The sequence below is a fragment of the Paraburkholderia sp. SIMBA_027 genome (genome assembly GCF_046535315.1).
Classification (GTDB): Bacteria; Pseudomonadota; Gammaproteobacteria; order Burkholderiales; family Burkholderiaceae; genus Paraburkholderia; species Paraburkholderia tropica.
In genome coordinates this window covers 363,663-390,228 of sequence record NZ_JAWRWY010000006.1, presented here as the reverse complement: position 1 = coordinate 390,228, position 26,566 = coordinate 363,663, and the positions used below count along the sequence as shown (strand labels likewise).

General features: G+C 64.4%; 23 protein-coding genes. 6 read left to right on the top strand and 17 right to left on the bottom strand.

Annotation, left to right across the window (positions count from 1 at the left end; genetic code table 11):
- Positions 1-11: 11 nt before the first annotated feature.
- The 15 genes from SB764_RS14400 to SB764_RS14330 form a co-directional block, all read right to left on the bottom strand.
- On the bottom strand, positions 12-782 hold the full coding sequence (locus SB764_RS14400; RefSeq protein WP_065061758.1) for a ParA family protein: 771 nt from the start codon (positions 780-782) through the stop codon (positions 12-14).
- 106 nt (positions 783-888) lie between these two features.
- On the bottom strand, positions 889-1,587 hold the full coding sequence (gene rsmG, locus SB764_RS14395; RefSeq protein ID WP_074982845.1) for a 16S rRNA (guanine(527)-N(7))-methyltransferase RsmG: 699 nt from the start codon (positions 1,585-1,587) through the stop codon (positions 889-891).
- Positions 1,584-3,542, bottom strand: a complete 1,959-nt coding sequence (gene mnmG / locus SB764_RS14390; protein ID WP_321854348.1) for a tRNA uridine-5-carboxymethylaminomethyl(34) synthesis enzyme MnmG — start codon at positions 3,540-3,542, stop codon at positions 1,584-1,586. The genes rsmG and mnmG overlap by 4 nt, the downstream gene beginning before the upstream one ends.
- 182 nt (positions 3,543-3,724) lie before the next feature.
- A complete protein-coding gene (locus SB764_RS14385) occupies positions 3,725-4,474 on the bottom strand; it encodes an ABC transporter ATP-binding protein (protein WP_110327856.1) in 750 nt (249 codons plus the stop codon).
- Positions 4,471-6,258, bottom strand: a complete 1,788-nt coding sequence (locus tag SB764_RS14380; RefSeq protein WP_410863858.1) for an ABC transporter permease subunit — start codon at positions 6,256-6,258, stop codon at positions 4,471-4,473. Before SB764_RS14380 ends, SB764_RS14385 begins: the two co-directional genes overlap by 4 nt.
- Before the next feature lie 4 nt (positions 6,259-6,262).
- On the bottom strand, positions 6,263-7,318 hold the full coding sequence (locus SB764_RS14375) for a branched-chain amino acid ABC transporter permease (protein WP_110327854.1): 1,056 nt from the start codon (positions 7,316-7,318) through the stop codon (positions 6,263-6,265).
- Positions 7,319-7,609: 291 nt separating this feature from the next.
- A complete protein-coding gene (locus SB764_RS14370) occupies positions 7,610-8,773 on the bottom strand; it encodes an ABC transporter substrate-binding protein (protein ID WP_110327915.1) in 1,164 nt (387 codons plus the stop codon).
- Between the two features lie 334 nt (positions 8,774-9,107).
- Entirely contained in the window at positions 9,108-10,253 is a 1,146-nt protein-coding gene (locus SB764_RS14365; RefSeq protein ID WP_390969579.1) for an ABC transporter substrate-binding protein, read from the bottom strand.
- A gap of 799 nt (positions 10,254-11,052) precedes the next feature.
- Positions 11,053-12,024: a branched-chain amino acid ABC transporter permease gene (locus SB764_RS14360; RefSeq protein WP_065062256.1), complete on the bottom strand. Its 972-nt coding sequence runs from the start codon at positions 12,022-12,024 to the stop codon at positions 11,053-11,055.
- Positions 12,024-12,908: a branched-chain amino acid ABC transporter permease gene (locus SB764_RS14355; protein WP_065062254.1), complete on the bottom strand. Its 885-nt coding sequence runs from the start codon at positions 12,906-12,908 to the stop codon at positions 12,024-12,026. Before SB764_RS14355 ends, SB764_RS14360 begins: the two co-directional genes overlap by 1 nt.
- 106 nt (positions 12,909-13,014) lie before the next feature.
- The gene (locus SB764_RS14350; protein ID WP_065061764.1) at positions 13,015-14,232 is read right to left on the bottom strand and encodes an ABC transporter substrate-binding protein; all 1,218 of its coding nucleotides are present in this window, start codon (positions 14,230-14,232) and stop codon (positions 13,015-13,017) included.
- Positions 14,233-14,345: 113 nt separating this feature from the next.
- Positions 14,346-15,128, bottom strand: coding sequence for an ABC transporter ATP-binding protein (locus SB764_RS14345; protein ID WP_074982855.1), 783 nt, complete (start codon positions 15,126-15,128; stop codon positions 14,346-14,348).
- Positions 15,125-15,904 carry an ABC transporter ATP-binding protein gene (locus SB764_RS14340; protein WP_065061766.1) on the bottom strand — a complete coding sequence of 260 codons (780 nt, stop codon included), beginning with the start codon at positions 15,902-15,904 and terminating at the stop codon, positions 15,125-15,127. The genes SB764_RS14345 and SB764_RS14340 overlap by 4 nt, the downstream gene beginning before the upstream one ends.
- A gap of 426 nt (positions 15,905-16,330) precedes the next feature.
- Positions 16,331-18,046: a GMC family oxidoreductase gene (locus SB764_RS14335; RefSeq protein ID WP_410863855.1), complete on the bottom strand. Its 1,716-nt coding sequence runs from the start codon at positions 18,044-18,046 to the stop codon at positions 16,331-16,333.
- Positions 18,047-18,053: 7 nt separating this feature from the next.
- On the bottom strand, positions 18,054-19,586 hold the full coding sequence (locus SB764_RS14330; RefSeq protein WP_321892287.1) for a CoA-acylating methylmalonate-semialdehyde dehydrogenase: 1,533 nt from the start codon (positions 19,584-19,586) through the stop codon (positions 18,054-18,056).
- 152 nt (positions 19,587-19,738) lie between these two features.
- Here SB764_RS14330 and SB764_RS14325 point away from each other — a divergent pair, with 152 nt between their 5' ends.
- Complete coding sequence (locus tag SB764_RS14325) at positions 19,739-20,650, top strand: LysR family transcriptional regulator (RefSeq protein WP_074982860.1); 912 nt, start codon at positions 19,739-19,741, stop codon at positions 20,648-20,650.
- A 233-nt stretch (positions 20,651-20,883) separates the two neighbouring features.
- Positions 20,884-21,411 (top strand): class IV adenylate cyclase, encoded by a 528-nt coding sequence (locus SB764_RS14320; protein ID WP_065061770.1) that lies wholly within the window; start codon positions 20,884-20,886, stop codon positions 21,409-21,411.
- A 33-nt stretch (positions 21,412-21,444) separates the two neighbouring features.
- On the opposite strand, the gene SB764_RS14315 is transcribed toward SB764_RS14320, so the two are convergent.
- Positions 21,445-21,936, bottom strand: a complete 492-nt coding sequence (locus tag SB764_RS14315; protein WP_065062258.1) for an Lrp/AsnC family transcriptional regulator — start codon at positions 21,934-21,936, stop codon at positions 21,445-21,447.
- Between the two features lie 141 nt (positions 21,937-22,077).
- On the opposite strand from SB764_RS14315, the gene phhA reads away from it, so the two are divergent.
- The gene (phhA, locus tag SB764_RS14310) at positions 22,078-22,974 is read left to right on the top strand and encodes a phenylalanine 4-monooxygenase (RefSeq protein WP_410863852.1); all 897 of its coding nucleotides are present in this window, start codon (positions 22,078-22,080) and stop codon (positions 22,972-22,974) included.
- A gap of 119 nt (positions 22,975-23,093) precedes the next feature.
- A complete protein-coding gene (locus SB764_RS14305) occupies positions 23,094-23,441 on the top strand; it encodes a 4a-hydroxytetrahydrobiopterin dehydratase (protein WP_321854503.1) in 348 nt (115 codons plus the stop codon).
- Between the two features lie 211 nt (positions 23,442-23,652).
- Here SB764_RS14305 and SB764_RS14300 read toward each other — a convergent pair whose 3' ends face one another.
- Positions 23,653-23,883, bottom strand: a complete 231-nt coding sequence (locus SB764_RS14300) for a DUF3717 domain-containing protein (protein ID WP_065061773.1) — start codon at positions 23,881-23,883, stop codon at positions 23,653-23,655.
- A 119-nt stretch (positions 23,884-24,002) separates the two neighbouring features.
- Here SB764_RS14300 and SB764_RS14295 point away from each other — a divergent pair, with 119 nt between their 5' ends.
- Both SB764_RS14295 and SB764_RS14290 read left to right on the top strand, forming a co-directional pair.
- The gene (locus SB764_RS14295) at positions 24,003-24,689 is read left to right on the top strand and encodes a response regulator transcription factor (RefSeq protein ID WP_027815974.1); all 687 of its coding nucleotides are present in this window, start codon (positions 24,003-24,005) and stop codon (positions 24,687-24,689) included.
- Positions 24,690-24,979: 290 nt separating this feature from the next.
- On the top strand, positions 24,980-26,551 hold the full coding sequence (locus SB764_RS14290) for a sensor histidine kinase (RefSeq protein WP_065061774.1): 1,572 nt from the start codon (positions 24,980-24,982) through the stop codon (positions 26,549-26,551).
- Positions 26,552-26,566 lie beyond the last annotated feature (15 nt).

Sequence of the window (26,566 nt, the reverse complement as noted above, 5' to 3'; positions counted from 1 at the left end):
TCCAGTCTGCGTCAGAGTGCGCGTACGCGCTCGATCATTTCCGCGCCGAATTGCACGTAGGCCTGCGCGCCGCGCGAGGCGCGATCGAACACCACGCCCGGCAAACCGTAGCTGGGCGCTTCCGCAAGCCGCACATTGCGCGGGATCACGGCGTCGAACACCTTGTCGCCAAAGTGCTCCTTGAGTTGCTCCGAAACCTGCTGCTGCAACGTGATGCGCGGATCGAACATCACGCGCAGAAGGCCGATCACCTTCAGGTCGCGATTCATGTTCGCGTGCACCTGCTTGATGGTGTTCACGAGGTCTGACAGACCTTCGAGCGCGAAGTACTCGCACTGCATCGGAATCACCACGCCATGCGCCGCGCACAGGCCATTGAGCGTGAGCAGCGAGAGCGCGGGCGGGCAGTCGATCAGCACGAAGTCGTATTCATCGTCCACTTGCGCCAGTGCGTTCTTCAGACGGCGCTCGCGCTGTTCCACGGAGACCAGCTCCACTTCGGCGCCGGCGAGTTCGCGATTGGCCGGCAGCACGTCGTAGCCCACCTGCTCCGGGCTCGTACGCGCCTGCGGCACGGTAATACCGTCGACCAGCACTTCATAGACGGTGTATTCACACGCCGCCTTGTCGATGCCGCTGCCCATCGTGGCATTGCCTTGCGGGTCGAGGTCGATGAGAAGGACACGCTGTCCCTGCGATGCGAGGCTCGCGGCGAGATTGACCGTTGTCGTCGTCTTGCCGACGCCGCCCTTCTGGTTCGCAACGCAGAAGATTTTTGCCATCTTTTATGTGTCCCTTTACTGCCTTAAAAAGTTTGCATACGTTATAGCGCGAGCAACGCAGCCGCGCTATTCGACCGATCGGCCAACGATCCTGTGTGCGGCCAACTCAGGCCGCGGCAACCGGTTCGACCGTGACTTCCGTCAGGTGACGTTCCGCATCGAGCATCGGCACGGTGAGGCGAATCGTCTGGATTGCCTTCGCGCCTTCCGGCAAGCGCTCGATCTCGCCTTCGGGGCGCACGCCCTTCATCGCCCAGATCGCGCCGCCGTCCGCAACGAGGTGACGGGCCAGTGTAACGAAATCGGACAGTTCCGCGAATGCCCGCGAGACGATCAAATCGAATTTTTTAGGGACTTCGACACCAGGTCGCAGCGATTCGACTCGTCCGGTCACGACCGAGAGATTCGCGAGGCCGAGTTCGGCCTTCGCTTGCGACTGAAACGCCGACTTCTTGTGCACGATGTCGTTCAGCGTGACTTGCCAGTCGGGACGCACGATCGCGAGAACGATGCCCGGCAAACCACCGCCCGACCCCACGTCGAGCACCGCCGTGTTTTCACGTGAAGGCAGATGCGGCAGGATCGAAAGCGAATCGAGGATGTGCTGGATCAGCATCTGGCGCGGATCGCGAATTGCCGTCAGGTTGTAGACGGCGTTCCACTTCGCGAGCAATGCGACGTAGTCCAGCAGTTGTTCGTGTTGACGCTCGCTCAATTCGACGGAGAGCGCCTGAGCGCCCTCCTTCAGCATCTGCGAAAGTGCGCCGCGATCGGCGATACCGGGTTGACGTGCGCGGCCGCTCATTGAGCCACCGGCGTCGTGTCGTTACCCGCGTCGGCGGGCTTCTGGCGGCGACGGCCGAGGCCGCGCTTCAGATGCACCATCAGCAGCGAGATCGCGGCGGGCGTGATGCCCGAAATGCGCGAGGCCTGACCGATGGTTTCCGGACGGAACTGATTGAGCTTCTGGCGCGCCTCGAACGACAGACCACGCACTTCCGCGTAATCGATGCCCTCGGGCAAACGCGTGTTCTCGTGCGTGCCATTGCGCTCGATCTCGTCCGCTTGACGATCGATATAGCCCTGATATTTAACACCGATCTCGATCTGCTCCTTGATCTGCGCGAGCAGGATTTCGTCGTCGGCCAGCGGCGCTTCGGGGCCGCAAGCGCCACCACGCAGACCGCACACGCCGTCGTAGCTGACGCCAGGACGGCGCAGCAAGTCCGCGAGATTGTATTCGTGGTCGATGGGCTTGCCGAGCAGTGCAGTCGCTTCTTCCGCGCCCAATGTCTTCGGATTCACCCATGTCGACTTCAGGCGTTCGGTTTCACGTGAAACAGCGTCGCGTTTGCGGCTGAATGCATCCCAACGCACGTCATCGACAACACCGAGTTCGCGGCCGATTTCAGTCAGGCGCATATCGGCATTGTCTTCACGCAGACTCAGACGATACTCCGCACGGCTCGTGAACATACGATACGGCTCCGACACGCCGCGCGTCACCAGATCGTCGACCAGCACGCCGAGATAAGCCTGATCGCGGCGCGGGCACCATGCATCCTTGCCCTGCACTTGCAGACCGGCGTTGATACCGGCGAGCAGGCCTTGCGCAGCCGCTTCTTCATAGCCCGTGGTGCCGTTGATCTGGCCCGCAAAAAACAGCCCGTTGATGACCTTCGTTTCCAGCGACGCCTTCAGGCCGCGCGGGTCGAAATAATCGTATTCGATCGCATAGCCGGGGCGCAGGATGTGCGCGTGCTCGAGGCCGCGCATCGAGTGCACCAGTTCCAGCTGCACGTCGAACGGCAGGCTCGTCGAGATTCCATTCGGGTAGAACTCGTTCGTCGTCAGGCCTTCCGGCTCCAGATAGATCTGGTGCGATTCCTTCGACGCGAAGCGATGAATCTTGTCTTCGATCGACGGGCAATAGCGCGGCCCCACCCCTTCGATCACGCCCGTGTACATCGGCGAACGGTCGAGACCGCCGCGAATGATGTCGTGCGTGCGCTCGTTAGTATGCGTGACCCAGCACGGAATCTGCCGCGGATGCTGCTCCGCGCGGCCAAGGAACGAGAACACCGGTACCGGATCGAGGTCGCCCGGCTGCTCTTCGAGCACCGAAAAATCGATCGTGCGGCCGTCGATACGCGGCGGCGTGCCCGTTTTGAGGCGGCCTTGCGGCAGCTTTAGTTCCTTCAGGCGCGCCGACAACGTCACTGCGGCGGGGTCGCCTGCGCGACCGCCCGTGTAGTTATTGAGGCCCACGTGGATCTTACCGTCGAGGAACGTACCGGCCGTGAGCACCACCGCGCGTGCGCGGAAGCGCAGGCCGACCTGCGTCACGGCGCCGACCACACGGTCGCCTTCGACCATCAGATCTTCCACGGCCTGCTGGAACAGCCACAGATTCGGCTGATTCTCCAGGCGATGGCGGATCGCGGCCTTGTACAGAATACGGTCAGCCTGGGCGCGCGTCGCACGCACAGCGGGGCCCTTCGACGAGTTGAGGATGCGGAACTGAATGCCGCCCTCGTCCGTCGCAGCGGCCATTGCGCCGCCGAGCGCATCGACCTCCTTAACCAGATGGCCTTTGCCAATACCGCCAATCGACGGATTGCAGCTCATCTGACCAAGCGTCTCGATGTTGTGCGTGAGCAGGAGCGTCTTCACGCCCATGCGGGCAGCGGCAAGCGCGGCCTCGGTGCCGGCGTGACCGCCGCCGACGACAATTACGTCAAACTCTGTTGGGAAAAGCATGGCGGGACCTCACGCACGGACAATTTGACCGCGTGAGCCTTCTCAGAAAAAGTGGTATGCGCGAATTATAACGGTTTCAGGTTTTGGGCCGTTCACGCCCGAATTTCGTTCCACGCTTTGTCGAAAAAAAACGGCGTGTTTCACGTGAAACACGCCGCCGAGTTCTGCAGAAACTGACGAGATCAGACGGGCTTCTTGGCCAAACCCAAATACGTTTCGATCACGCGCGGATTCTGCGCCAGCTCGCTCGCCGGCCCTTCGAGCGCGAGATCGCCAGTTTCCAGCACGTAGCCGTAATCCGAAATTTGCAGTGCCGCCCGCGCGTTCTGCTCGATCAGCAGCGTCGCAACGCCCGTCTGGCGCAGCGCGCTGATGATGTGAAAGATTTCCTTCACGATCAGCGGCGCGAGGCCCAGGCTAGGTTCGTCGAGCATCAACAGATCGGGTTTGCCCATCAGCGCCCGACCGACGGCCAGCATCTGCCGCTCGCCGCCCGACAACGTGCCGGCCGCCTGCGCACGCCTTTCCTTGAGGCGCGGAAACAGCTGAAAGACATGATCGAGCTGATCGAGGAAGTTGCGCTCCCCTGCCCGTTTGCGCCGATACGCGCCGAGCACGAGGTTGTCCTCGACCGTCATCGACGCGAACAACTCGCGCTTCTCCGGCACGAGACACATGCCGCGCGCGACACGGCGCTCGATAGGCAACACGCCAATTTCCTCGCCGAGGTAGGCAATGCGGCCGCTCGCGTGCCCGGTCTGCGGCAATGCGCCCATGATGGCGTTCAGCAACGTCGACTTCCCGGCGCCGTTCGGGCCGATCACCGAGACGATCTGCCCCGCGCCCACCTTGATGGCGGCCTGATGCAGCGCCTCGATCTTGCCATAGCGCACCGCGAGATTGGAGACTTCAAGTACGGGCGACGTCATCATTCCACCCCGCCCAGGTAGGCTTCGAGCACGGCCGGATCTTTCTGCACTTCTTCCGGCAAACCCTCGGCAATGCGCGTGCCGAACTCCATCACGACCAGCCGGTCGGTGAGATTCATCACGAAATCCATGTCGTGTTCGACCAGCAGCACGCTCATCCCCTCTTCTCTCAACTTGCGCAGCAAAGCGGCCAACTGCTGCTTCTCCTGATAACGCAGGCCCGCCGCCGGCTCGTCGAGCAGCAACAAGGTCGGATCGCAGCACAGCGCTCGCGCGATTTCCAGGATCCGCTGCTGGCCAAGCGCGAGACTGCCCGCCTCGTCGTACATGTGCTGCTCGAGGCCCACGCGGCGCAGTTGCTTCGCCGCCTCGCTCATCAGCCGACCTTCCTCCGACGCATTGAGCTTCACCACGCTGCGCAGCACGCCCGAGTGACCGCGCAGATGCGCGCCGATCGCGACGTTCTCCAGTACCGTCATCGTCGGCAAGAGTTTGACGTGCTGGAAAGTGCGACCGATGCCGCGCGCGACGATTTCACGTGAAGTGAGCCGGTCGATGCGCTCGCCGCGGAACGTGATCGCGCCGCTTGTCGGCTGAAGCACGCCCGTCACGAGGTTGAAGGTGGTCGATTTCCCCGCACCGTTCGGGCCGATCAAACCGATGATCTGCCCCGCTTTCACCTCGAAACTCACGTCGTTGACGGCGACCAGACCGCCGAACTGCTTGCGCACCTTGTCGACCGTCAGCAGCATCTCGCCCGCCTCGGGCTTGCTGCGCTGCGGCAAAGGCTCGGCATGCTCAGGCACATGCGCCTGCGGCCCGCGCGGGAAAAAGCGCGCCACGAACGGCCAAACGCCACGCCGCGCGTATTGCAGCAGCAGCACCATCAGAATCCCGAACACGATGATTTCGAAATTGCCGTTCTCGCCGAGCAGCTTCGGCAACAGCGTCTGCAGCCAGTCCTGCAGCACCGTGAGAATCGCCGCGCCCAGCACCGCGCCCCAGACGTGCGCCACGCCGCCCACGACGGCCATGAACAGATACTCGATGCCGTGATTCAGGCCGAACGGCGTCGGGTTCACCGCACGCTGCAAATGGGCGTACAAGAAGCCCGAGACGGCCGCCAGAACCGCGGCATAGACGAAGATCACCACGCGCATCCAGGCCGTGTTGACGCCCATCGCCTCGGCCATCAAGCCGCCGCCGCGCAGCGCGCGTATCGCTCGCCCGGTGCGGCTGTTGAGCAGGTTCTGCACCGAGACGACCGACGCCAGCACCACCGCCCAGATCAGGTAATAGATGCGCCGCCCCGACTCCAGCTCGACGCCGAACACATTGAGCACCGGAATGCCGTTGATGCCGTCGTACTTGCCGAGCATGTCCAGATTGCCAAACAGGAAGAACAGCGCGAGGCCCCAAGCAATCGTCCCAAGCGGCAGGAAATGGCCCGACAGACGCATGGTCACGAGGCCCAGCGCAAGCGCCACGAGCGCCGTGATCAGCACGCCGACGATCAAGGCGAGCCACGGCGAGACGCCGTACTGCGTCGTCAGATACGCGGTCGCATAGGCGCCGAGCCCGACGAACGCCGCCTGCCCGAAGCTCGTCATCCCGCCGATACCGGTGAGCAGCACGAGCCCGATCGCGACGATCGAATAGAGGCCGATGTAGTTGAGCAGCGTGATCCAGTATTCGGGCACGCGCACCATGCCCGGCAGCACCGGCAGCGCGAACATCACCACGAGGAACAGCCAGAAGAAGCGGTTATGCAGAACGAGTCGTTTCATCGCGTCACTCCTCTTCCTCTTCGGCGTGCGGCGTGGAAAGACTGCGCCACAGCAGCACGGGGATGATCAGCGTGAACACGATCACTTCCTTGTACGCACTCGCCCAGAACGACGAATACGACTCCAGCAGGCCCACGAGCACGGAGCCCGCAGCAGCCAGCGGATAGCTCACCAGACCGCCGATAATCGCGCCGACGAAGCCCTTGAGGCCGATCAGGAAGCCCGAGTCGTAATAGATCGTCGTGAGCGGCGCGACGAGCACGCCGCACAGCGCACCGAGCCCTGCGGCCAGCGTGAACGCGAGCCGCCCGGCCTGCGTCGTGCCGATGCCGACGAGGCGCGCGCCCAGCCGGTTCACCGACGTCGCGCGCAGCGCCTTGCCCGAGATCGTGCGGTCGAAATAGAAGTACAGCGCGACGATCAGCACCGCCGCCGTGCCGACCACCCAGAGGCTCTGCCCCGAGATCGACAGCGCGCCGAGGTTGAACGTGGCGTCCGAGAACGCGGTCGTGCGCGAGCCTTCGGCGCCGAACATCACGAGTCCGAGGCCGACCATCGCGAAGTGCACGGCCACGGCCACGATCAGCAGCAGCAGCGTGGTGGCTTCGGCGATCGGCTCATAGGCGAGACGGTAGACGAACGGCCCCATCGGCACGACGATCGCCAGCGTCAGCGCGATCTGCGCGAGCATCGGCAAGGGCTGCCCCACCACGCCGCGCGTGAGCGCGTAGAGCGCGAGCGGAAACAGCAGATACTTGCCCGCGAGCGTGACCAGCGTGCGCGGCGCGTGCTTGCGACGCTCGGCGTGCCGCACGAGCCCCGCCGTCTCCACGACGAAGCAGGCCGCGCCCAGCGCGACCAGCAGCCAGCACGTCGCCGGAAATTTCTGCGATTGCAGCGCGGCGAGCGTGAGAGCGCCGTAGGAAACGAATTCGCCCTGCGGAATGAAGATCACGCGCGTGACGGAGAACACCAGCACCAGCGCGAGCGCGAGCAGCGCATAGATCGCCCCGGTGGTGATGCCGTCCTGCGCGAGGATTGCGGCAATCGATAAATCCATACCCTTCCAACCTCTCTTTCTGGAACGCGTGAAACTCGGAACGTCTGCGGTGGTGTCGGAAAAACGGCGATGCGGGATCGTGCGGGGCAAGCACGCGGCGCGGCCGCGAAGGCCACGCCGCGTCGAATCGGCGTGCCCGATCGACGAGAGGACGTGAGTCGGGCACGCAAGGCGAGCGACCAGCGGACATTGTCGGTGGCCGAAATGAAGCCGCGGCGGCGACACGCAACGCAACGCCCACAGCGTTTCACGTGACACCGCGCGCAGCGCGGCGTCACGCGTCGGGCGCGCTTAGTCGCCTTGCAGCTTCCACTTGCCGTTGACGACCTCCACGATCACACGTGCGCGGTCGTCGAGACCGTTGTGATCGGTGGGCGTCGTGTTCATGATGCCGTGCGAGACCGGCAGATCCTTGATGTTCTCGAGCGCGTCGCGCAGCGAAACACGGAACGCCTCGGTGCCGGGCTGTGCGGACTTGAGCGCGACCGGAATGGCGCGCTGAAGCATCTGGCCCGCGTCCCAGGCGTGACCGCCGAAGGTCGCGACCGAACCCGCGCCGTAGGCTTTCTCGTAAGCGGCCTTGTAGGCGAGCGCCGACTTCTTGACCGGATTCGAATCGGGCAATTGATCGGCGACGAGAATCGGCCCGGCGGGCAGCAACTCGCCTTCGCAGTCCTTGCCGCAGACCCGCAGGAAGTCGTTATTCGCGACACCGTGCGTCTGATAAATCTTGCCCTTGTAGCCGCGATCCTTCAGCGTGGTCGCCGGCAGCGCCGACGGCGTGCCCGAACCGGCGATCAGCACCGCGTCCGGGTTCGCCGACATCAGCTTAAGCGCCTGCCCCGTCACCGACGAATCCGTGCGGTTATAGCGCTCGCTCGCGACGATCTTGACGTTGTGCTTCGCCGCCGCCGCGCTGAACTCCTTGAACCAGCTGTCGCCGTAGGCATCCGTGAAACCGATGAAGCCCACCGTTTTCACGCCGTGCTTCTCCATGTAGCCCGCGATCGCGTCAGCCATCAGGCTGTCGTTCTGCGGCGGCTTGAAGGCCCACTTGCGCTTGTCGTCCACGGGCTGCACGATCGCCGCCGACGCCGCGAGCGAAATCATCGGCGTCTTTCCCTGCGCGACGACGTCGAGCATCGCGAGCGAGTTCGGCGTGACCGACGAACCGATGATCGCGTCCACGTGATCCTCGTCGATCAACTTGTGCGTGTTCTGCACGGCCTTGCTCGTGTCCGACGCATCGTCGAGCACGATGTACTGCACGCTCTTGCCGCCGATCTCCTTGGGCAGCAGCGCGATCGTGTTCTTCTCGGGAATGCCGAGCGAGGCCGCCGGCCCCGTCGCCGAGAGCGTCACGCCGATCTTCACCTGCGCGACGGCCACACCCGCCACGCCCATCCATGCCGCTGCGAGTCCGGCATGGAGGGCTCTCGTGGACCACTTCTTCATCGCCAACTTCGTTTTCATTGCGCGTCTCCAAACGCTTTGTCTGCGTGTCGATTTATATTCCGGCGCCGCGCCGTGTATTCGGTTCGCTAACGCCGGCCTTCGAGTGTAGTAATCGGGATCGCGCGTGTGATGCATGGTTTTCCCTTGTCCGCGCGTCCGCTTTCTCCGCTGCCTGCTTCACTGCTCCCTGACCTGCTCACCGCACGACTCACCACCACGCGCCTCGCCAATACAACGACGCTCCGAAGCCGTTGCACCGGCAACAAAAAAGGCACGTCGATTGAACGTGCCTTGTTATGTCGATGAGCCGATATCGCGTGATTTCCCGTGGAACTCAGTCGCCGGCCAGCTTCCACTTGCCGCCGACGATCTGCACCATCACGCGCGCCCGCTGATCGAGTCCCGCGTGATCGGTTGCGCTCATGTTGAAGATGCCGTGCGCGCCCGCGACGTCGTGCGAGTCTTCGAGCGCCTTGCGCAACGCGTCGCGGAACGCCTTCGTGCCCGGTTGACCGGCCTTCAGCGCAACGGGAATCGCGTGTTGCAGCAACAAGCCCGCGTCCCACGCGTGGCCGCCGAACGTCGAGATCGAGCCCGCGCCATAGGCCTTTTCGTACGCGCTCTTGTACGCGAGCGCCGACTGCTTCACGGGATTCGAATCGGGCAATTGATCGGCGACCAGCAGCGGCCCGGCGGGCAGCCAGGTGCCGTCGCAATCCTTGCCGCAGACGCGCAGGAAGTCATTGTTGGCGACGCCATGCGTCTGGTAGTACTTGCCCGCGTAACCGCGCTCCTTGAGCGTCTTCTGCGGCAACGCGGCCGGCGTGCCCGCGCCGGCGATCAGCACGGCGTCCGGGTGCTGCGAGATCATCTTGAGCACCTGCCCGGTAACGGACGCGTCGTTGCGCGCAAAGCGCTCGTTCGCGACGATCTTGATGCCCTGCTTCGCCGCCGCAGCGCCGAACTCCTTGTACCAGCTCTCGCCATACGCATCCGAGAAGCCGATGAAGGCGACGGTCTTCACGCCGTGCGCGGCCATGTGCTGCGCGATCGCGCCGGCCATTAGCTGATCGTTCTGCGGCGTCTTGAAGACCCACGCGCGCTTCGCATCCATCGGCTCGACGATCGAGGCCGCGGCGGCCATCGAGATCATCGGCGTGCTGCTTTCCGCGGCGACGTCGATCATCGCGAGCGAGTTGGGCACGACCGTGGAACCGATCAGCGCATCGACGTGATCCTCGCTCGTGAGCTTGCGCGCGTTCTTTACGGCTTGCGTGGAATCGGTCGCGTCGTCGAGCACGAGATAGTCGACTTTCTGGCCCCCAATCTCCTTGGGCAGCAGCGCGATGGTGTTCTTTTCTGGAATGCCGAGCGAAGCCGCCGGGCCTGTGGCCGAGAGCGTCACGCCGATCTTCACATCCGCGTGCGCCACACCCGCCGTGGCGGCGAGCACTCCGGTCGCGACGCACGCCGCGTTCATCCAACGCCAAACCAACTGCATCTCCACTCCTTCGATCATCGTTTTCTTTATTGCTCCGGATTTTCAGGCGTTTTCCGGATTCGAATGCGGTAGTGCTGCCGCCGGACCACACATAATCGGCGCTGGCCCCACGCCGGCTGCATCGGCGATTAATGCTGACCGCATGGTCGGCGAATGGCGAGTGTAACGGAGTGCCGTTTGGCGCGGCAAGCGCTTTCCATCGGCTTACAACGTCGACGCAACACGTGCGGAAATGGCCAGAAAATGCGTAACGCGCGCAGCCTTGTGGCGCGGGCTTCCGACGCATTTCGGGCGTTATTTGCGTAATTCAGTGAGGGGTAAAACAGACTTGCGCACGCCGATTAACACGCGACGCAGCACACAAAGGAGGGGGATAAAACGCGCAATGCGATGCAGGATGCAAACGCATTAACGGTGATTGATGAAAACCGAAAGTACAAATAAAAAGCGCTGTTGGATTCCCATCCAACAGCGCTTTCTTGTCCGGGCACTTTGTGCCTCAGTTGTCTCCTCGTTCTCCACCTGCAAATTCGGTGCATCAGAACTAAGTGAAACTTTAAACTTCGGCCCCCTGGCTGCCAACTAGCATTTACCCTAGTGGTGCAGTGCGGCACCGATTTGGGGCGCACTATCACAGCTTTGTCGCACGATACGCGCGTTTCAAGCGGCTTCCGGAAGCTCGGTTTCAGCATCTGAGCAAGGCTTGCAGCATACCATCGCGGCGACGCCTCGCCTACTGCATTTGACGCGTTCTTCAGGCAGGATTTGGCGCCGTAATTTACGCCCTGAGCGGCCGCACACGCGCCACGATCTCGCCGACGATACCGCGCCGGAACGCCAGCACGCAGGCGATGAAAATGAGCCCCGTGACGATCGTTGCGGACTCACCTAACGAGCGGAACCAGTCGACGCCCGTGACCTGCGCGAGCGCCGTGCCGATATCGCCCAGACGATCCTCAAGCGCGACGATCAGCGCAGCGCCCAGCAGCGGCCCGAACAGCGTGCCCATGCCGCCCACGAGCGTCATCAGGATCACCAGGCCGGACATGGTCCAGTAGGCGTCGCCGAGCGTCTCGAAACCGAGCACGAGCACCTTGAGCGAGCCGGCCAGCCCCGCGAGTCCCGCCGAGAGCACGAACGCGAGCAGCTTGAAACGGTCGGTGTCGTAGCCGAGCGAAATCGCGCGCGGCTCGTTCTCCTTGATCGCCACCAGCACCTGGCCGAACGGCGAATGCACGATGCGCACGATCAGCGCGAACGCCAGCACCATCACCACCAGCACGACGTAGTAGAGCGTGAGGTCGGAATCGAGCGACAGCACGCCGAACAGCTTGCCGCGCGGCACGCCTTGCAGGCCGTCCTCGCCGTGCGTGAACGGCGCCTGCAGAAACACGAAGTAGACCATCTGCGCGAGCGCGAGCGTGACCATCGCGAAGTAGATGCCCTGGCGCCGGATCGCGAAGATGCCGACGATCACGCCGAGCAGCGTGGCCACCGCCGTGCCCGCCGCTACGCCGAGTTCGGGCGTGAAGCCGAGCGACTGGATCGCGTAACCGGTGGTGTAACCCGCGCTCGCGAGGAACATCGCGTGGCCGAACGACAGCAGCCCCGTATAACCGATCAGCAGATTGAACGCGGCGGCGAACAGCGCGAAGCACAGCACCTTCATCACGAAGAGCGGATACGCGCCCGCGAACGGCGCAACGATCAACCCGATCAGCAACAGCAAATAGAGCGCTTTTCTTTGCATCATCGTTCCTTGCCGAAGAGGCCTGCGGGGCGGATCAGCAGCACGATCGCCATGATGACGAACACCACGGTCGCGGAGGCTTCCGGCCAGAACACGCGCGTGAGGCCCTCGATCACGCCAAGCAGCAGGCCCGTGAGGATCGAACCCATGATCGAGCCCATGCCGCCGATCACGACCACGGCGAACACGGTGATGATCATCGGCTGCCCCATGAGCGGCGACACCTGAATGACCGGCGCGGCCAGCACGCCCGCGAACGCCGCGAGCGCCACGCCGAAGCCATAAGTGAGCGTGATCATCAGCGGCACATTGATGCCGAACGCTTCGACGAGTTTCGGGTTTTCCGTGCCCGCACGCAGATACGCGCCCAGCCGCGTTTTCTCGATCACGAACCATGTGGCGAAGCACACCGCGAGCGACGCCACCACGACCCACGCGCGATAGTTCGGCAGATACATGAAGCCGAGATTGGTCGCGCCAGAAAGCAGATCGGGCACGTCGTAAGGCTGACCCGACGCGCCATAGATCGAGCGGAACACGCCTTCGACCACCAGCGTCAGGCCAAAAGTCAGCAGGAGTCCGTACAAATGATCGAGCCGATACAACCAGCGCAGCATCGAACGTTCGATCACCATGCCGAACAGACCCACCACGATGGGCGCAATCACGATCATCGCCCAGTACGGCAGATTGAAATACGCGAGGCCCATCCACGTGAGCATCGCGCCCAGCATGAACAACGCGCCGTGCGCGAAGTTGATCACGTTGAGCATGCCGAAAATCACCGCGAGGCCGAGACTCAGGATCGCGTAGAACGATCCGTTCACGAGTCCGAGCAGCAACTGGCTCAGCATGGCCGGCAGCGGAATGCCAAAGATCGTCATGAAAGCCGCCATCTCCTCAAGATCGCATTCATACGGCGCGCGGCGCGGCGGCCCTCACCCATCGGGGCCACCGCGCCGCCTGCCGCTCAAGCGTCGCCGCACTGACTCACTTCCAGAGCGCGCAGCGGCTTTCCTGCTTCGTCGTGTAAGCCTGTTCGCCCGGAATCGTCTGCACGATCTTGTAGTAATCCCACGGCTTCTTCGACTCGGACGGCTTCTTCACCTCGACGAGATACATGTCGTGAATCAGCACGCCGTCCTGGCGGATATAACCGCCCTTCGTGTAGAAGTCGTCGATCTTGGTCTTCTTGAGCTGCGCCATGACCTTGTCGGCATCCGTCGACCCAACCGCCTGCACCGCCTTCAGGTAGTTCGTGACGGCCGAGTAATCGGCGGCCTGAAGCTCGGACGGCATCTTCTTCGTCTGGTCGAAATAGCGCTGCGCCCACTTGCGCGTCGCGTCGTTCTGATCCCAGTACCAGCCCGTCGTGAGCACGAGGCCTTGCGTGGTGTCGAGCCCGAGGCTGTGCACGTCGGGCAGGAACATCAGCAGTGCCGCGATCTTCATCGTCTTGGTGATGCCGAATTCCTTCGACGCCTTGATCGCGTTGACCGTGTCGCCGCCCGCGTTCGCGAGACCGAGGATCTGCGCCTTCGACGCTTGCGCCTGCAACAGGAACGACGAGAAGTCCGAGGCCGAGAGCGGATGGCGCACCTCGCCGAGCACCTGGCCGCCGTTCGCCTTCACGACGTCGGCGGTGTTCTTTTCCAGCGACTTGCCGAACGCGTAGTCGGCGGTCAGGAAGAACCACGTCTTGCCGCCCTGCTTGAGCACCGCGAGGCCGGTGCCCTTGGCGAGCGCGACCGTGTCGTAGCCGTAGTGCACCGTGTACGGCGTGCACTGCTCGTTAGTGAGCGCATCGGTGCCCGCGCCGGTGTTGAAGTAGACGCGCTTCTTCTCCAGCGCGACCTGATTCATCGACAGCGCCGTGGCCGAGTTCGTGCCGCCGAGCAGCATATCGAGCCCGTCACGGTCCATCCATTCGCGCGCCTTCGAGGCGGCGATGTCGGCCTTGTTCTGGTGATCCGCGTACATGATCTGGATCGGCTTGCCGTTGACCTTGCCGCCGAAGTCGGCGATCGCCATCTTGATCGCCGTGAGGCCGCCCTGGCCGTCATCGTCCGCATAGAGGCCCGACATGTCGGTGATGAAGCCGATCTTCACCGCGTCGTCGGCAGCGTGCGCGCTGCCTGCGCCAAGCACCGCTGCGGCCGCCGTGGCGGCAAAGAGCGCCGCGAGCCGCGCGAACGGGGTCTTCTTCATTGCAGTCTCCTTCCTGGGTTGCGTTGTTATTCAGCGCTGCGGATCAAACAAGGGACAAGGCAAACGCACCGCACGGCGCGTTCGACACGCGCGCGCGAGGCGGATCGAAACGGTCAGACTCCCAACAGGTCGTGCAGCACGGGCATCTTGCCTTCGAGCTCGGCAACGCCGAAGCGCTCGACGATGCGTCCGTGCTCCATCACGTAGAAGCGGTCCGCGAGCGGCGCCGCGAAACGGAAGTTCTGCTCCACCATCACGATGGTGTAGCCGCGCGATTTCAGCGTGACGATCATGCGCGCGAGCGTCTGCACGATCACGGGCGCGAGACCTTCGGAGATCTCGTCGAGCAACAGCAGATTCGCGCCGGTGCGCAGGATGCGCGCGACCGCGAGCATCTGCTGCTCGCCGCCCGAGAGCCGCGTGCCCTGGCTGTGACGACGTTCCGCGAGATTGGGAAACATCGTGTAGATCTCGTCGAGCGACATGCCCTGCGCGTCACTCTTTGATGAGCCGCTTTTTGCACCGATGGCGGGCGGCAACAGCAGGTTTTCCTCGCACGAGAGGCTCGCGAAGATGCCGCGTTCCTCGGGGCAATAACCGACGCCGCAATGCGCGATCCGATACGTCGGCATGTTGATGGTCTCGCGTCCGCCGATGCGAATGGAGCCCGTGCGCCGCCCCGTGAGGCCCATGATCGCGCGCAGCGTGGTCGTGCGCCCCGCGCCGTTGCGCCCGAGCAGCGTGACGACTTCGCCGCGCGCCACGTTGAGATCGACGCCATGCAGGATGTGCGATTCGCCGTACCACGTCTGCAGGCCCGCGATGTCCAGCGCGCTCTCGCCCGCCGGCGCGGCGAGGCTGGCGTCCTGGCCGCGTTGTTCGGTCACCGTGCTCATGCGTGCGCTCCCGCGAGCGCGGCATCGGCGCTGCCCATATAGGCTTCGGCAACGAGCGGATTTTTCGACACTTCCGCGTAGCTGCCCTCGGCCAGCACCTCGCCGCGCTGAAGCACGGTGATGGTGTCCGAGATGCCCGCGATCACGTTCATGTTGTGCTCGACCATCAGGATCGTGCGGCCCGCCGAGACCTTCTTGATGAGCGCCGTCACGCGGTCCACGTCTTCGTGACCCATGCCTTGCGTGGGCTCGTCGAGCAGCATCAGTTCGGGTTCCATCGCGAGCGTGGTCGCGATTTCGAGCGCGCGCTTGCGGCCGTACGCGAGTTCGACGGTGGGCACGTCGGCGAAATCGGTCAGGCCCACCTGCGTGAGCAGATCCATCGCGCGGTCGTTGAGTTCGGCGAGCGTGCGCTCGCTTTTCCAGAAGTGATACGCGCTGCCGAGCGAACGCTGTAAGCCGATGCGCACGTTCTGCAAGGCCGTCAAATGCGGAAACACCGCCGAAATCTGGAACGAACGGATGATGCCGCGCCGCGCGATCTGCGCGGGCCGCTCGTGCGTGATGTCGATGCCGTTGAAGACGATGCGCCCCGCGCTCGGCACGAGGAATTTGGTGAGCAGATTGAAGCAGGTGGTCTTGCCCGCGCCGTTCGGTCCGATCAGCGCGTGGATGGAGCCGCGGCACACGCGCAGGTTCACGCCGTTCACGGCCGTGAAGCCTTTGAACTGTTTCGTGAGGCCGCGCGTTTCCAGAATCGTGTCGCCGAGAATCATGTCCCCTTCCACGTGAAGTAAGGCGTAACACTTCAGATTGCGAGGCCCCGCACGACGTCCCGCGCGACTCGTTTTTCGCGCGCCATGTTGCGGCGCGCGCGTCGCCTGCTGTCGTTGCCCGCTGTAGTCAGTGAGCGCCATTGTCTCGCCAATGATGCAGCGCAATCATTGGGATTTGCACTTACGGGGGAATGACGATGTGCACCGATCGGACATGCGCCATTTAGCAGCCGATACGCGACCGTTGACAGCACGATACGCGCACGTTGCGCGCACGACGCACATGCGCCGGACGTGCAAAAACACGCACGCCGCGAATGCGGCGCACGTCCTGGATAGTGGTCCGAAACACGTTCTCATGACGTTGCGCGACGCAATTAAGCACGCACTGAAGTCGGTGTTTCGAACCTTTTTACGCTAACGCTTTCACGCTGCCGCGACCGGCGCATGCACCTCCGTTCGCACCGACGAGCGCGCACCCGCGCGACGATCCTCGCGCACCATTTCGGCGGCGCGCTCCGCGATCATCAGCGTCGGCGAATTCGTGTTGCCCGAGGTGATGAACGGCATCACCGATGCGTCGGCCACGCGCAGACCTTCGACGCCACGCACGCGCAAACGCGCGTCGACGACGGCGTCGTCATCGTCGGCGCGGCCCATTCGGCAAGTGCCCACCGGATGAAAGATCGTCGTGCCGATATTGCCCGCCGCTTCACGCAATTCGCTTTCACTCTGAAACGCGAGCCCCGGCAAGATCTCGTGCGGCTGATAGTGCGCGAGCGCCGGCGACGCCGCGATGCGCCGCGTGAGCCGCAACGCGTTCGCCGCCACGCGCAGGTCGTGTTCCGTCGAGAGATAGTTCGGCGCGATCACGGGCGCAACCGTCGGGTCCGCCGACGCCGCGTGAATGCTGCCTCGCGACGTGGGCCGCAGATTGCACACCGAAGCCGTGAACGCATTGAAGCGATGCAGCGGCTCGCCGAAACGATCGAGCGACAAAGGCTGCACGTGATACTGCAGATCGGGCCGCGTGATGCCAGGATCGTCGATGTCCGACTTCGCGAATACGCCGAGTTGCGAGGGCGCCATCGACATCGGCCCGCTTTGCATCAGCGCATATTCCACGCCGATCATCAGCTTGCCCCACCAGTGCGCCGATGCGGTGTTGAGCGTGCGCACGCCGTTCACGCGATACGCCATGCGCAGTTGCAGATGGTCCTGGAGATTCTCACCGACGCCGCGCAGATCCTGCACCACGTCCACGCCCAGTTGCGCGAGCCGCGCCGCCTGACCGATGCCCGAACGTTCGAGCAATTGCGGCGAATTCACCGCGCCCGAACACAGAATCACCTCGCAGCGCGCCCGCGCGCGATACGGCACGTCGCCGCGATACTCCACGCCTACGCAACGCTTGCCCTCGAAGATCACGCGCTCGGTCAGCGCGCCCGTGACCACCGTGAGGTTGGGCCGCTTCATCGCCGCACGCAGGAACGCCTTCGACGCATTCCAGCGCACGCCGCGCTTCTGGTTCACATCGAAATAACCGACGCCTTCGTTGTTGCCGCGATTGAAATCGCTCGTCGCCGGAATGCCCTGCTCTTGCGCCGCCTGCGCGAAGGTTTCGAGAATCTTCCATTTGAGGCGCTGTTTCTCGACGCGCCATTCGCCGCCCGCGCCGTGAAATGGGTTCGCGCCGCCGTGGTAATCCTCGCTGCGTTTGAAGACGGGCAGCACGGCGTCCCACGACCAGCCCGAGTCGCCGGTTTCGCGCGCCCAGCCGTCGTAATCCTCGCGCTGGCCGCGCATGTAGATCATGCCGTTGATCGACGACGATCCGCCGAGCACGCGCCCGCGCGGATACGACAGCGCGCGCCCGTTGAGCCCTTTTTCCTCGACGGTTTTGTAGAGCCAATCCGTGCGCGGATTGCCGATGCAATGCAGATAGCCGACCGGAATGTGTATCCAGTGATAGTCGTCCTTGCCGCCCGCCTCGATCAGCAACACCGAGACGTCCGCGTCCTGCGAGAGCCGGTTGGCGAGCACGCAGCCCGCCGTGCCCGCGCCGACGATCACGTAATCGAACTCGCCTTCGAGCCGGCGCGCAGTCGATGTTGCGCCCGGCGTGTCGCTCAATGCCGCCATGACCGCCTCACTTCGCCACGGGCATGGTGAATTCCGCGCCCTTCGCGATGCTGTCCGGCCAGCGCTGCATGATGCTCTTGTAGCGCGTGTAGAAGCGCACGCCCTCTTCGCCATAGGCGTGATGATCGCCGAACAGTGAACGCTTCCAGCCGCCGAACGAATGCCACGCCATCGGCACCGGAATCGGCACGTTGATGCCGACCATGCCCACCTTGATCTGCCGCGAGAACGCGCGCGCCACGCCGCCGTCCGAGGTGAAGCACGACACGCCGTTCGCGAACTCGTGCGCGTTGATGAGCTCGACCGCGCTCGCGAAATCGGGCACGCGCACCACGCTCAGCACCGGCCCGAAAATCTCCTCGCGATAGATCGACATATCGGTTTTCACGTCGTCGAACAGCGTGCCGCCGAGGAAGAAACCGCGCTCGCGCTGCTGCACTTCGTGACCGCGTCCGTCCACCACGAGCTTCGCGCCCGCGGCCACGCCCGCGTCGATATAGCCCTGCACTTTCGCGCGATGCGCGGCGGTCACGAGCGGCCCCATTTCCGAGGCCTCGTTCATGCCGTCGCCGATCTTGAGCGCCTTCACGCGCGGCGTGAGACGCTCGATCAGTTCGTCGGCGATATGACCCACGGCCACCGCCACCGAAATCGCCATGCAGCGCTCGCCCGCCGAACCGTAGGCCGCGCCGATCAGCGCATCGACGGCCTGATCGAGATCGGCGTCGGGCATCACGACGAGATGATTCTTCGCGCCGCCGAGCGCCTGCACGCGCTTGCCGTGTTTCGTGCCTTCCGTGTAGATGTATTCCGCGATCGGCGTGGAGCCGACGAACGACAGCGCGGCGATGTCCGGATGCGCGAGCAGCGCGTCGACGGCCACCTTGTCGCCGTGCACGACGTTGAACACGCCCTCGGGCAAGCCCGCTTCGTGCAGCAGTTCGGCGAGCCGCAGCGACGCCGACGGATCGCGCTCCGAGGGCTTCAACACGAAGGTGTTGCCGCACGCGAGCGCGATCGGAAACATCCAGCACGGCACCATCATCGGAAAGTTGAACGGCGTGACGCCCGCGACCACGCCGAGCGGCTGGCGCAGATTCCAGTTGTCGATGCCGCCGCCGATCTGGTCGGTGAAATCGGTCTTCAGCAGGTTCGGAATGCCGCACGCGAACTCGACGATCTCGATGCCGCGCATCACCTCGCCTTTCGCATCGGAGAACACCTTGCCGTGCTCGCGCGTGATGAGTGCGGCCAGTTCGTCGTGATGCTGGTCGAGCAGATCCTTGAACTTGAAGAGAATGCGCGCGCGCTTGATGGGCGCCATCTCGCTCCACGCGGGAAACGCGGCGTGCGCGGCGGCCACGGCCGCATCGACTTCGGCCACGCTCGCAAGCGGCACGCGCGCGGCGACCTCGCCGGTGGCCGGATTGAACACGTCCGCATAACGCCCGCTGGTGGCGTCGAGCGGCTTGCCGTTCACGTAGTGCGTCAAGGTGGCGGGCGTGCTGACGCCGGCCTCGCTTCGATGTGTCTCGCCCATGTTTGCCTCTTCGGTGGAGGTTGTTGTCTGCGCGCCGTGTCGGTGTTTCGCGCACGGCGGCTGGAATGCCGGCATTTAGCGTAATCGCGCGAGGCCGCGCCGATCCAATGATTAATCCTCAACAGCGATATAAAGCGAGTTAATATCAGTGGATGGACCTGACCTTGTTGCGGGCATTCGTGACGGTCGCGCGCGAGGGCAACCTCACGCGCGCGGCCACGCATCTGCATCTCACGCAGCCCGCGGTGAGCTTGCAGATCAAGCATCTGCAGGAGACGCTCGGCGTCACGCTGTTCACGCGCACCTCGCACGGCCTCGCGCTCACGCGCGACGGTCAGGCGCTGCTGCCGCACGCGGAACGCGCGCTCAACGCGGCCGGCGACGTGCAGCGCGCCGCTGCTGCATTGCGGCATGAAGTGCGCGGGCGCTTGCGCATCGGCACCATTCTCGATCCCGCGTTCCTGCGTCTGGGCGGCTTTCTGCGGCAACTCGTGGAAACCTGGCCGCAGATCGAAACGGCGCTGCGGCATGGCATGTCGGGCTGGGTGCTCGATCAGGTGCGCGCGCGCGAACTCGACGTGGGCTATTACATCGGCCAGCCCACGCCGCAATCCACGTCGCAAGCCGGCGCCGATTCCGACACCTTCCACACGCTCACGCTGACGCATTTTCAGTATCGCGTGCTCGCGCCGGCGGGCTGGAAAGAGCGCGTGAAGGATGCGCGCGACTGGCGCGCGCTCGCCGCGTTGCCGTGGATCTGGACGCCGCCCGCATCGGCGCATAACCGGCTGCTCTCGGGCCTGTTCGAAGCCGCGCAGGCGAAGCCGGTCAAGGTCGCGGAAGTGGATCAGGAACCGTCGATGCTCGATCTCGTGAAGTCGGGCGTGGGTCTCACGCTCGCGCGCGACGCGACCGCCATCGCCGAAGCGCATGCGCACGGGCTGACCATCGTCGAAGGCGTGACGGTGCCGACCGAACTTACCTTCATCACGCTCGCGGCGCGCCGCGACGAGCCGGTCATCGCGGCGGCGCTCAAGTCGATCGAAACGCAGTGGGGTGTGTAAGCGTGCACGACGCACGCCGCAATGCGATATGAGCCGCGCTCATGACGAGCGAGGTTTCACACAGCCGGTTCATCCGACGAATCGATCGAAGACGCATCGACGCGCGCCGACTTGAGCGGATGTAACAGCGCCGTCACGCAAGTTTTGCTAGATTCGATGTTCGCCCGCGTTTTTGCACTCGACGCGAGGCGTTCGAGCCTCGCCCATCGTTCCCTCGTTCCACAGGAGCTTGCATGGCCCGCAACATCGAAATCAAAGCCCGCGCCCGTCAGTTCGACGCCCTGCGCGAGCGCGCCGCCCAGCTCGCCACCGATGCGCCGCTGATCTTTCGCCAGCAGGACTTCTTCTACGACGTGCCGCGCGGCCGCCTGAAGCTGCGCCAGTTCGACGACGGCACGCCGCCCGAGCTGATCTTCTACCAGCGCGACGACCGCGACGGCCCCAAGGCCTCGTACTACACGCGCAGCCCCGTGACGAACGCCGAAGCCATGCACTCGCTGCTGGCCACGGCGCTGACCACGCGCGGCATCGTGTCGAAGGAGCGCCACGTCTATCTCGCGGGGCGCACGCGCATTCATCTGGACCGCGTGGACGGTCTCGGCGACTTCGTCGAGCTGGAAGTGGTGCTCGCGCCCGACGACGACGAGCAAGGCGGCGAAGCCGAAGCGCACGCCGTGTTCAAGCAACTGGGCGTGGACGAGAGCGACCTCGTGGCCGTGGCCTACGTCGATCTGCTCAATACGCCTGCGCAGGCGGCCTGACGCGCGTCGATGCACGCCGCGCGCGGACGCCCATCAAGGCGCCGCCGCACCCGGCTCCAGATGCCCGAGCGGCAACGGGCCATTGCGCTTGAACGTCGTGAGCACGATGTTCGAGCGCACGCTGTCCACACCGGGCACGCGCATCAGCTTCTTCATCACGAACGACGACAGCGCGTTCAGATCCGGCGCCACGATCCGCAGCAGATAATCGGCGTCGCCCACCACCGCGTGACATTCGAGCACTTCCGGCAGCACATCGATCTGCTGCTGGAACTGCTCGATGATCGAATCGCCGTGGTGCTTGAGCTTCAGGCTCGTGAACGCCGTCACGCCCAGCCCGAGCTTCTCGGGCCGCAGCACGACCCGATAGCCGTCGATCACGCCCGACGCCTCCAGCCGCTGCAGACGCCGGCCGATCTGCGACGGCGACAGCGGCACCTGCTCGCCCAGTTGCTGATGCGTGGCGCGGCCGAAGCGCTGCAAGACGTCGAGTAGCGCGAGATCGAAGTGATCGAGTTCCAGCATGAATGAATCCTGCATTGATTGACTGATTGATGCAGGATTATTGCATATCAAAGCGAAACAACGCCGATTTTGCGCGCATGCCGCGTGTGCTTCGCTTTACACTGGTGCGTCAGCAAGCGCATTGAAAGGAGCATCACGCAGATGGCCGCCGCCGCAACCGCGAAACTGCAGGAGCAGTTCGACGCGGGCCTGGAAACCCGCCCCGATTTCACCATCGACCAGCCGCTCGAACGCTACGGCGCGGTCGATCACGCGGTGTGGGACCAGCTTTATCGGCGGCAAATGGCGCTGCTCGAGGGTCGCGCCGCCGACGCCTTCATCGAGGGCGCGCGGCGTATCGGCCTGAACGTGGCGCAGGTGCCGTCGTTCGAGTCCGTCAGCGAGCGCCTGATGGCCGCCACGGGCTGGCGCATCGTCGCCGTGCCGGGTCTGGTGCCGGATCGCATTTTCTTCGAGCATCTCGCCAACCGCCGCTTTCCGGTGACGTGGTGGATGCGCCGCCCCGATCAGCTCGACTATCTGCAGGAACCGGACTGCTTCCACGATCTGTTCGGTCACGTGCCGCTGCTCACCGATCCGGTTTTCGCCGATGCGATCGAGGCCTACGGACGCGCCGCGCTCACCGTCGACGAACGCGCGCTGCCGCTGCTCGCGCGCCTCTACTGGTACACGGTCGAATTCGGCCTGATGCGCGACGCGAGCGCGCCGCACGGCGTGAAGATCTACGGCGCGGGCATCGTCTCCAGCAAGGGCGAATCGCTCTACAGCGTGGAAAGCGCGGCGCCCAACCGGCTCGGCTTCGATCTCGACCGGGTGCTGCGCACGCGCTATCGCATCAACACGTTCCAGAAGACCTACTTCGTGATCGACTCGTTCGCGCAGTTGTTCGACGCGCTGGGCGCCGGCATTGCGGCGCGTCTGGCCGACCCGGCCGCGCTGATCGCTACCGTTCCTCACGCGGCCGGCGACGTGCTGCACAGCGACACGATCTACACGCGCGGCACACGCGAAGGCTGGCTCGACGACGGCGACGTCTGAGTGTGCGGCGCCGCATGACGCGCGGCGCGCACCGCCCCACGCTTTCTTGTCCCGGCATCCGCGCGCGCTCGCACGCTGCCAGGCTCGCTCGCACGCGCCGCGCATCCGTGGAAAAATGGATTGGCGCATTTCCGCACAACACAGCTCAAACAGGTGCCACGATGATCAACCGACTCACATCCGAAGAGCGCGCCACGCAACTCGCCGGGCTGCATGGCTGGCAGGCCGTCGCGGGCCGCGACGCCATCCAGCGCCAATTTCGTTTCGCCGACTTCAACGAGGCTTTCGGCTTCATGACGCGCGTCGCGATCAAGGCGCAGGAGATGGATCACCATCCCGAATGGTTCAACGTCTATAACCGCGTGGAAATCACGCTCTCGACGCACGAGGCCGACGGCCTCACCGAACGCGACATTGCGCTCGCGCGCTTCATCGATTCGATCGCGCCGGGGCCGCTGTCGGCGTGAAGCCGCGCCTTCGGCGCGCGCCGCTTAAGCGCGTTCGCCACCTTCGCAACGTTCGCTGCGCGCAGTGCGTGTAATCGTCCAGGGAAAGTCCCGCATACGAATCAGGTAAACGCATTGCGCGTATCGCGCGTTAGAAAGAGGTGAGCACGACGCGCACCAGGCAAAACCACTGCAATGAAAGCATAATGCAGGGTATCAGGCGTCCAAACCTTCAGCTTTGAAGGCCATTCTTGAGGGACACGTAAGACTCCCAGGCAGCACGCGCGATGGGGTCCAAACGTTCCGGTGAGAAGACGTTCTGACGCTGTACAATCAGCAGCGCATACGGCCTGGAGAGCGCGCTTGCCTCCTTGCACAACGCGAGTTCGTCGCCGCTCGAAGGCGAACGGTTGCGCCAGAAGTTGATTGCGGCTTCGAGTTCGGTGATCGAAATATCGGACATGGAGTCGTGACCGTGCAATCGTCGCACGCGGTGCCGCTCAATCGCTGTGCTTTTGAACCAAGCGGCGCTTTGCGAACTGCGTGCCTGAACGCTAAACCCATTGTACTTGAGCGAAATCCATGCGACTCCTTCTGATCGAAGACGACCGCCCCATCGCACGCGGCATCCAGTCCAGCCTCGAACAAGCCGGCTTCACGGTCGACATGGTCCACGACGGCATCTTCGCCGAACAGGCACTCACGCAGAATCGCCATGAGCTCGTGATCCTCGATCTGGGCTTGCCCGGCATCGACGGCATGACGCTGCTCTCGCGCTTCCGTCAAAGCAACCGTCACACGCCGGTGATCGTCCTCACCGCGCGCGACGAGCTGAACGACCGCGTGCAAGGCCTCAATTCGGGCGCCGACGACTACATGCTCAAGCCGTTCGAGCCCGCCGAACTCGAAGCGCGCATTCGCGCCGTGATGCGTCGCAGCGGCCCGCACGGCGACGTGCCGCGTCCTGAAGTGTCGCTCGGCGGCGTGCGCCTCTCGGGCGTCGACCGCCGCATCTTCAACGACGACAAGCCGCTCGAACTCTCGCCGCGCGAATTCGCCGTGCTCGAAATGCTGCTGCTGCGTCATGGCCGCGTCGTGAGCAAGGCGCAACTGCAGGATCACCTCACGCACTTCGGCGGCGATCTCGGCGATACCGCGATCGAAGTCTACGTGCACCGCGTGCGCAAGAAGCTCGAAAACTGCCGTGTCGAAATCGTCACGGTGCGCGGTTTCGGCTATCTGCTGCAGGAAATCCGCCAGGCCGCCTGAGGCCAGCCCCCGAAAAACGCGGCGCCGCACATCCTTGCGCACCGCGTTTTTTTACGGCCGGAATCGGCAGGTCTCCTGATTGTTTCGGTCTGCGCACCGGCCGGCGCCGCGCCTTGTGAACCTGGTGCGCCGCGACTCGCGCACGTCCCGTCAGTGCCCGCCGCATGCCCGGTAATTGGGCGCGCCGGCCCGACTCTGCCGCTTGCCGCCGCACCCGCGTAAAATGGTCCGGGTCTGCCCGGCGCGCCCCACGCGCCGCGCCTGTGAGACCCCTTTCGCCCGAACCGATCATGTCCCTTCCGGCCGCAACGAGCCTGCGGCGTACGCTGCTGCGGCGCCTCGCCGCCCCACTTTCGCTGCTCGCGTTGATGAGCGGCCTGATCGCCTATTGGCTCGCGTGGCAGTACACGCAGCACGTGGTCGACCGCTCGCTCGCCGACCTGGCCACTGCGATCTCCAAACAGATCCAGATCGCCGGTCCCGAAGCGCCCGTCACGGTGCCGCCGCTCGCGCAGGCCATGTTCTCCGATCCGGTCGAGCATCTCGTCTACCGCATCAGCAACGGCGAAACCGAAATCGCCGGCGACCACGATCTGCCGCTGCAAGGCACCAACGTGCGCCGCATGCACTACGCGTACGTGTTCGAGACCATTTATCACGGCGTGAGCGTGCGCGTCGCGCAGGTGCGCGTGCCGCAGCCCACCGGCAATCCCATCGTGGTCGAAGTCGGCCAGCCCGTGCATCATCGCTTCCGCATCGCCGCCGAGTTCCTCGTCGCGATCATGATGCCGCTGCTGCTCCTGCTGCTCGCCGGCTGGGTCATCGTGTGGCGCGTGGTGAACCAGCAGCTCAATCCCCTGACCGATCTCGCCGATTCGCTCAATCGCCAGACGCACACCTCGCTCGAACCCGTCGACGAGACCTTCGTGCCCGTCGAGATCCGTCCGCTCACGGGCGCGCTGAACGCCCTGCTCGGCCGCCTGAAAACCGCGCTCGAAGGCCAGCGCAAATTCATCGCCGACGCCGCGCATCAGTTGCGCACGCCGCTGACCGCCGTGAAGCTGCACGCCGAACAGGCCGTCAACGCGCGCGAGCCGCAAAAGGTCAGCGACGCCGTGCGCGAGCTGCGCGCCGCCGCCGACCGCGCGGTGCGGCTCTCGAATCAGTTGCTCTCGCTCGCGCGCGCGGAGCCGGGCGAACAGGCGGCGCGTTTCGTCGATATCGACATGGCTGCGCTCGCGTTCGAAACGGGCGCCGAGTGGGTGCCGCGCGCGCTCGCGAGCCACGTCGACCTGGGCTTCCAGCGTCTCGACGATCCGGAGAACGACACGCCGCTGATGGTGCGCGGCAATCCCGTGCTGCTGCACGAAGTGATCGCCAATCTGCTCGACAACGCGCTCAAGTATCTGCCGCCCGCGCGCCCCGACGGCGGCCGCATCACGGTCACCGTTTCGCAGACGCTCGCCGAAGGTTTGCCGATGGCGGAAATCATCGTCGAGGACAATGGCCGCGGCGTGCCGCACGCGCAGCAAGCCGATCTGTTCAAGCGCTTCTTCCGCGGCGACGGTCAGAGCGAGAGCGGCGTCGATAGCGGCGCGGGCCTCGGCCTCGCGATCGTGCACGACATCATGGCGCTGCATCGCGGCAGCGTGCATTACGAAGATGCGCCCGAAGGCGGCGCGCGGTTCATCGTGCGCGTGCCGCTCGTGAATCGCCGCATCGTGAGTGGCGACCCCGCGCAGCGCCTGAATGCGCCGCAGCCGTCCGCACTCGCCGACGACCGCGCCGCGAACGACATCGCGAACGAGACCACGCCGACGCCCGCGAACAAACCCGCGCACGACGCGCCGGTCGATCTGTAGACGGCGGCGCAAGCG

Bases quoted from the DNA above. Each gene is read 5' to 3' on its own strand.
- SB764_RS14345 (WP_074982855.1), bottom strand. From the start codon at position 15,128: ATGAGCACGGTGACCGAACAACGCGGCCAGGACGCCAGCCTCGCCGCG.
- SB764_RS14375 (WP_110327854.1), bottom strand. From the start codon at position 7,318: ATGGATTTATCGATTGCCGCAATCCTCGCGCAGGACGGCATCACCACC.
- rsmG (WP_074982845.1), bottom strand. From the start codon at position 1,587: ATGAGCGGCCGCGCACGTCAACCCGGTATCGCCGATCGCGGCGCACTT.
- SB764_RS14365 (WP_390969579.1), bottom strand. From the start codon at position 10,253: ATGAACGCGGCGTGCGTCGCGACCGGAGTGCTCGCCGCCACGGCGGGT.
- SB764_RS14380 (WP_410863858.1), bottom strand. From the start codon at position 6,258: ATGAAACGACTCGTTCTGCATAACCGCTTCTTCTGGCTGTTCCTCGTG.
- SB764_RS14350 (WP_065061764.1), bottom strand. From the start codon at position 14,232: ATGAAGAAGACCCCGTTCGCGCGGCTCGCGGCGCTCTTTGCCGCCACG.
- SB764_RS14400 (WP_065061758.1), bottom strand. From the start codon at position 782: ATGGCAAAAATCTTCTGCGTTGCGAACCAGAAGGGCGGCGTCGGCAAG.
- mnmG (WP_321854348.1), bottom strand. From the start codon at position 3,542: ATGCTTTTCCCAACAGAGTTTGACGTAATTGTCGTCGGCGGCGGTCAC.
- SB764_RS14335 (WP_410863855.1), bottom strand. From the start codon at position 18,046: ATGGCGGCATTGAGCGACACGCCGGGCGCAACATCGACTGCGCGCCGG.
- phhA (WP_410863852.1), top strand. From the start codon at position 22,078: ATGGCCGCCGCCGCAACCGCGAAACTGCAGGAGCAGTTCGACGCGGGC.
- SB764_RS14370 (WP_110327915.1), bottom strand. From the start codon at position 8,773: ATGAAGAAGTGGTCCACGAGAGCCCTCCATGCCGGACTCGCAGCGGCA.
- SB764_RS14385 (WP_110327856.1), bottom strand. From the start codon at position 4,474: ATGATGACGTCGCCCGTACTTGAAGTCTCCAATCTCGCGGTGCGCTAT.
- SB764_RS14300 (WP_065061773.1), bottom strand. From the start codon at position 23,883: ATGTCCGATATTTCGATCACCGAACTCGAAGCCGCAATCAACTTCTGG.
- SB764_RS14360 (WP_065062256.1), bottom strand. From the start codon at position 12,024: ATGCAAAGAAAAGCGCTCTATTTGCTGTTGCTGATCGGGTTGATCGTT.
- SB764_RS14295 (WP_027815974.1), top strand. From the start codon at position 24,003: ATGCGACTCCTTCTGATCGAAGACGACCGCCCCATCGCACGCGGCATC.
- SB764_RS14320 (WP_065061770.1), top strand. From the start codon at position 20,884: ATGGCCCGCAACATCGAAATCAAAGCCCGCGCCCGTCAGTTCGACGCC.
- SB764_RS14325 (WP_074982860.1), top strand. From the start codon at position 19,739: ATGGACCTGACCTTGTTGCGGGCATTCGTGACGGTCGCGCGCGAGGGC.
- SB764_RS14330 (WP_321892287.1), bottom strand. From the start codon at position 19,586: ATGGGCGAGACACATCGAAGCGAGGCCGGCGTCAGCACGCCCGCCACC.
- SB764_RS14355 (WP_065062254.1), bottom strand. From the start codon at position 12,908: ATGACGATCTTTGGCATTCCGCTGCCGGCCATGCTGAGCCAGTTGCTG.
- SB764_RS14340 (WP_065061766.1), bottom strand. From the start codon at position 15,904: ATGATTCTCGGCGACACGATTCTGGAAACGCGCGGCCTCACGAAACAG.
- SB764_RS14290 (WP_065061774.1), top strand. From the start codon at position 24,980: ATGTCCCTTCCGGCCGCAACGAGCCTGCGGCGTACGCTGCTGCGGCGC.
- SB764_RS14315 (WP_065062258.1), bottom strand. From the start codon at position 21,936: ATGCTGGAACTCGATCACTTCGATCTCGCGCTACTCGACGTCTTGCAG.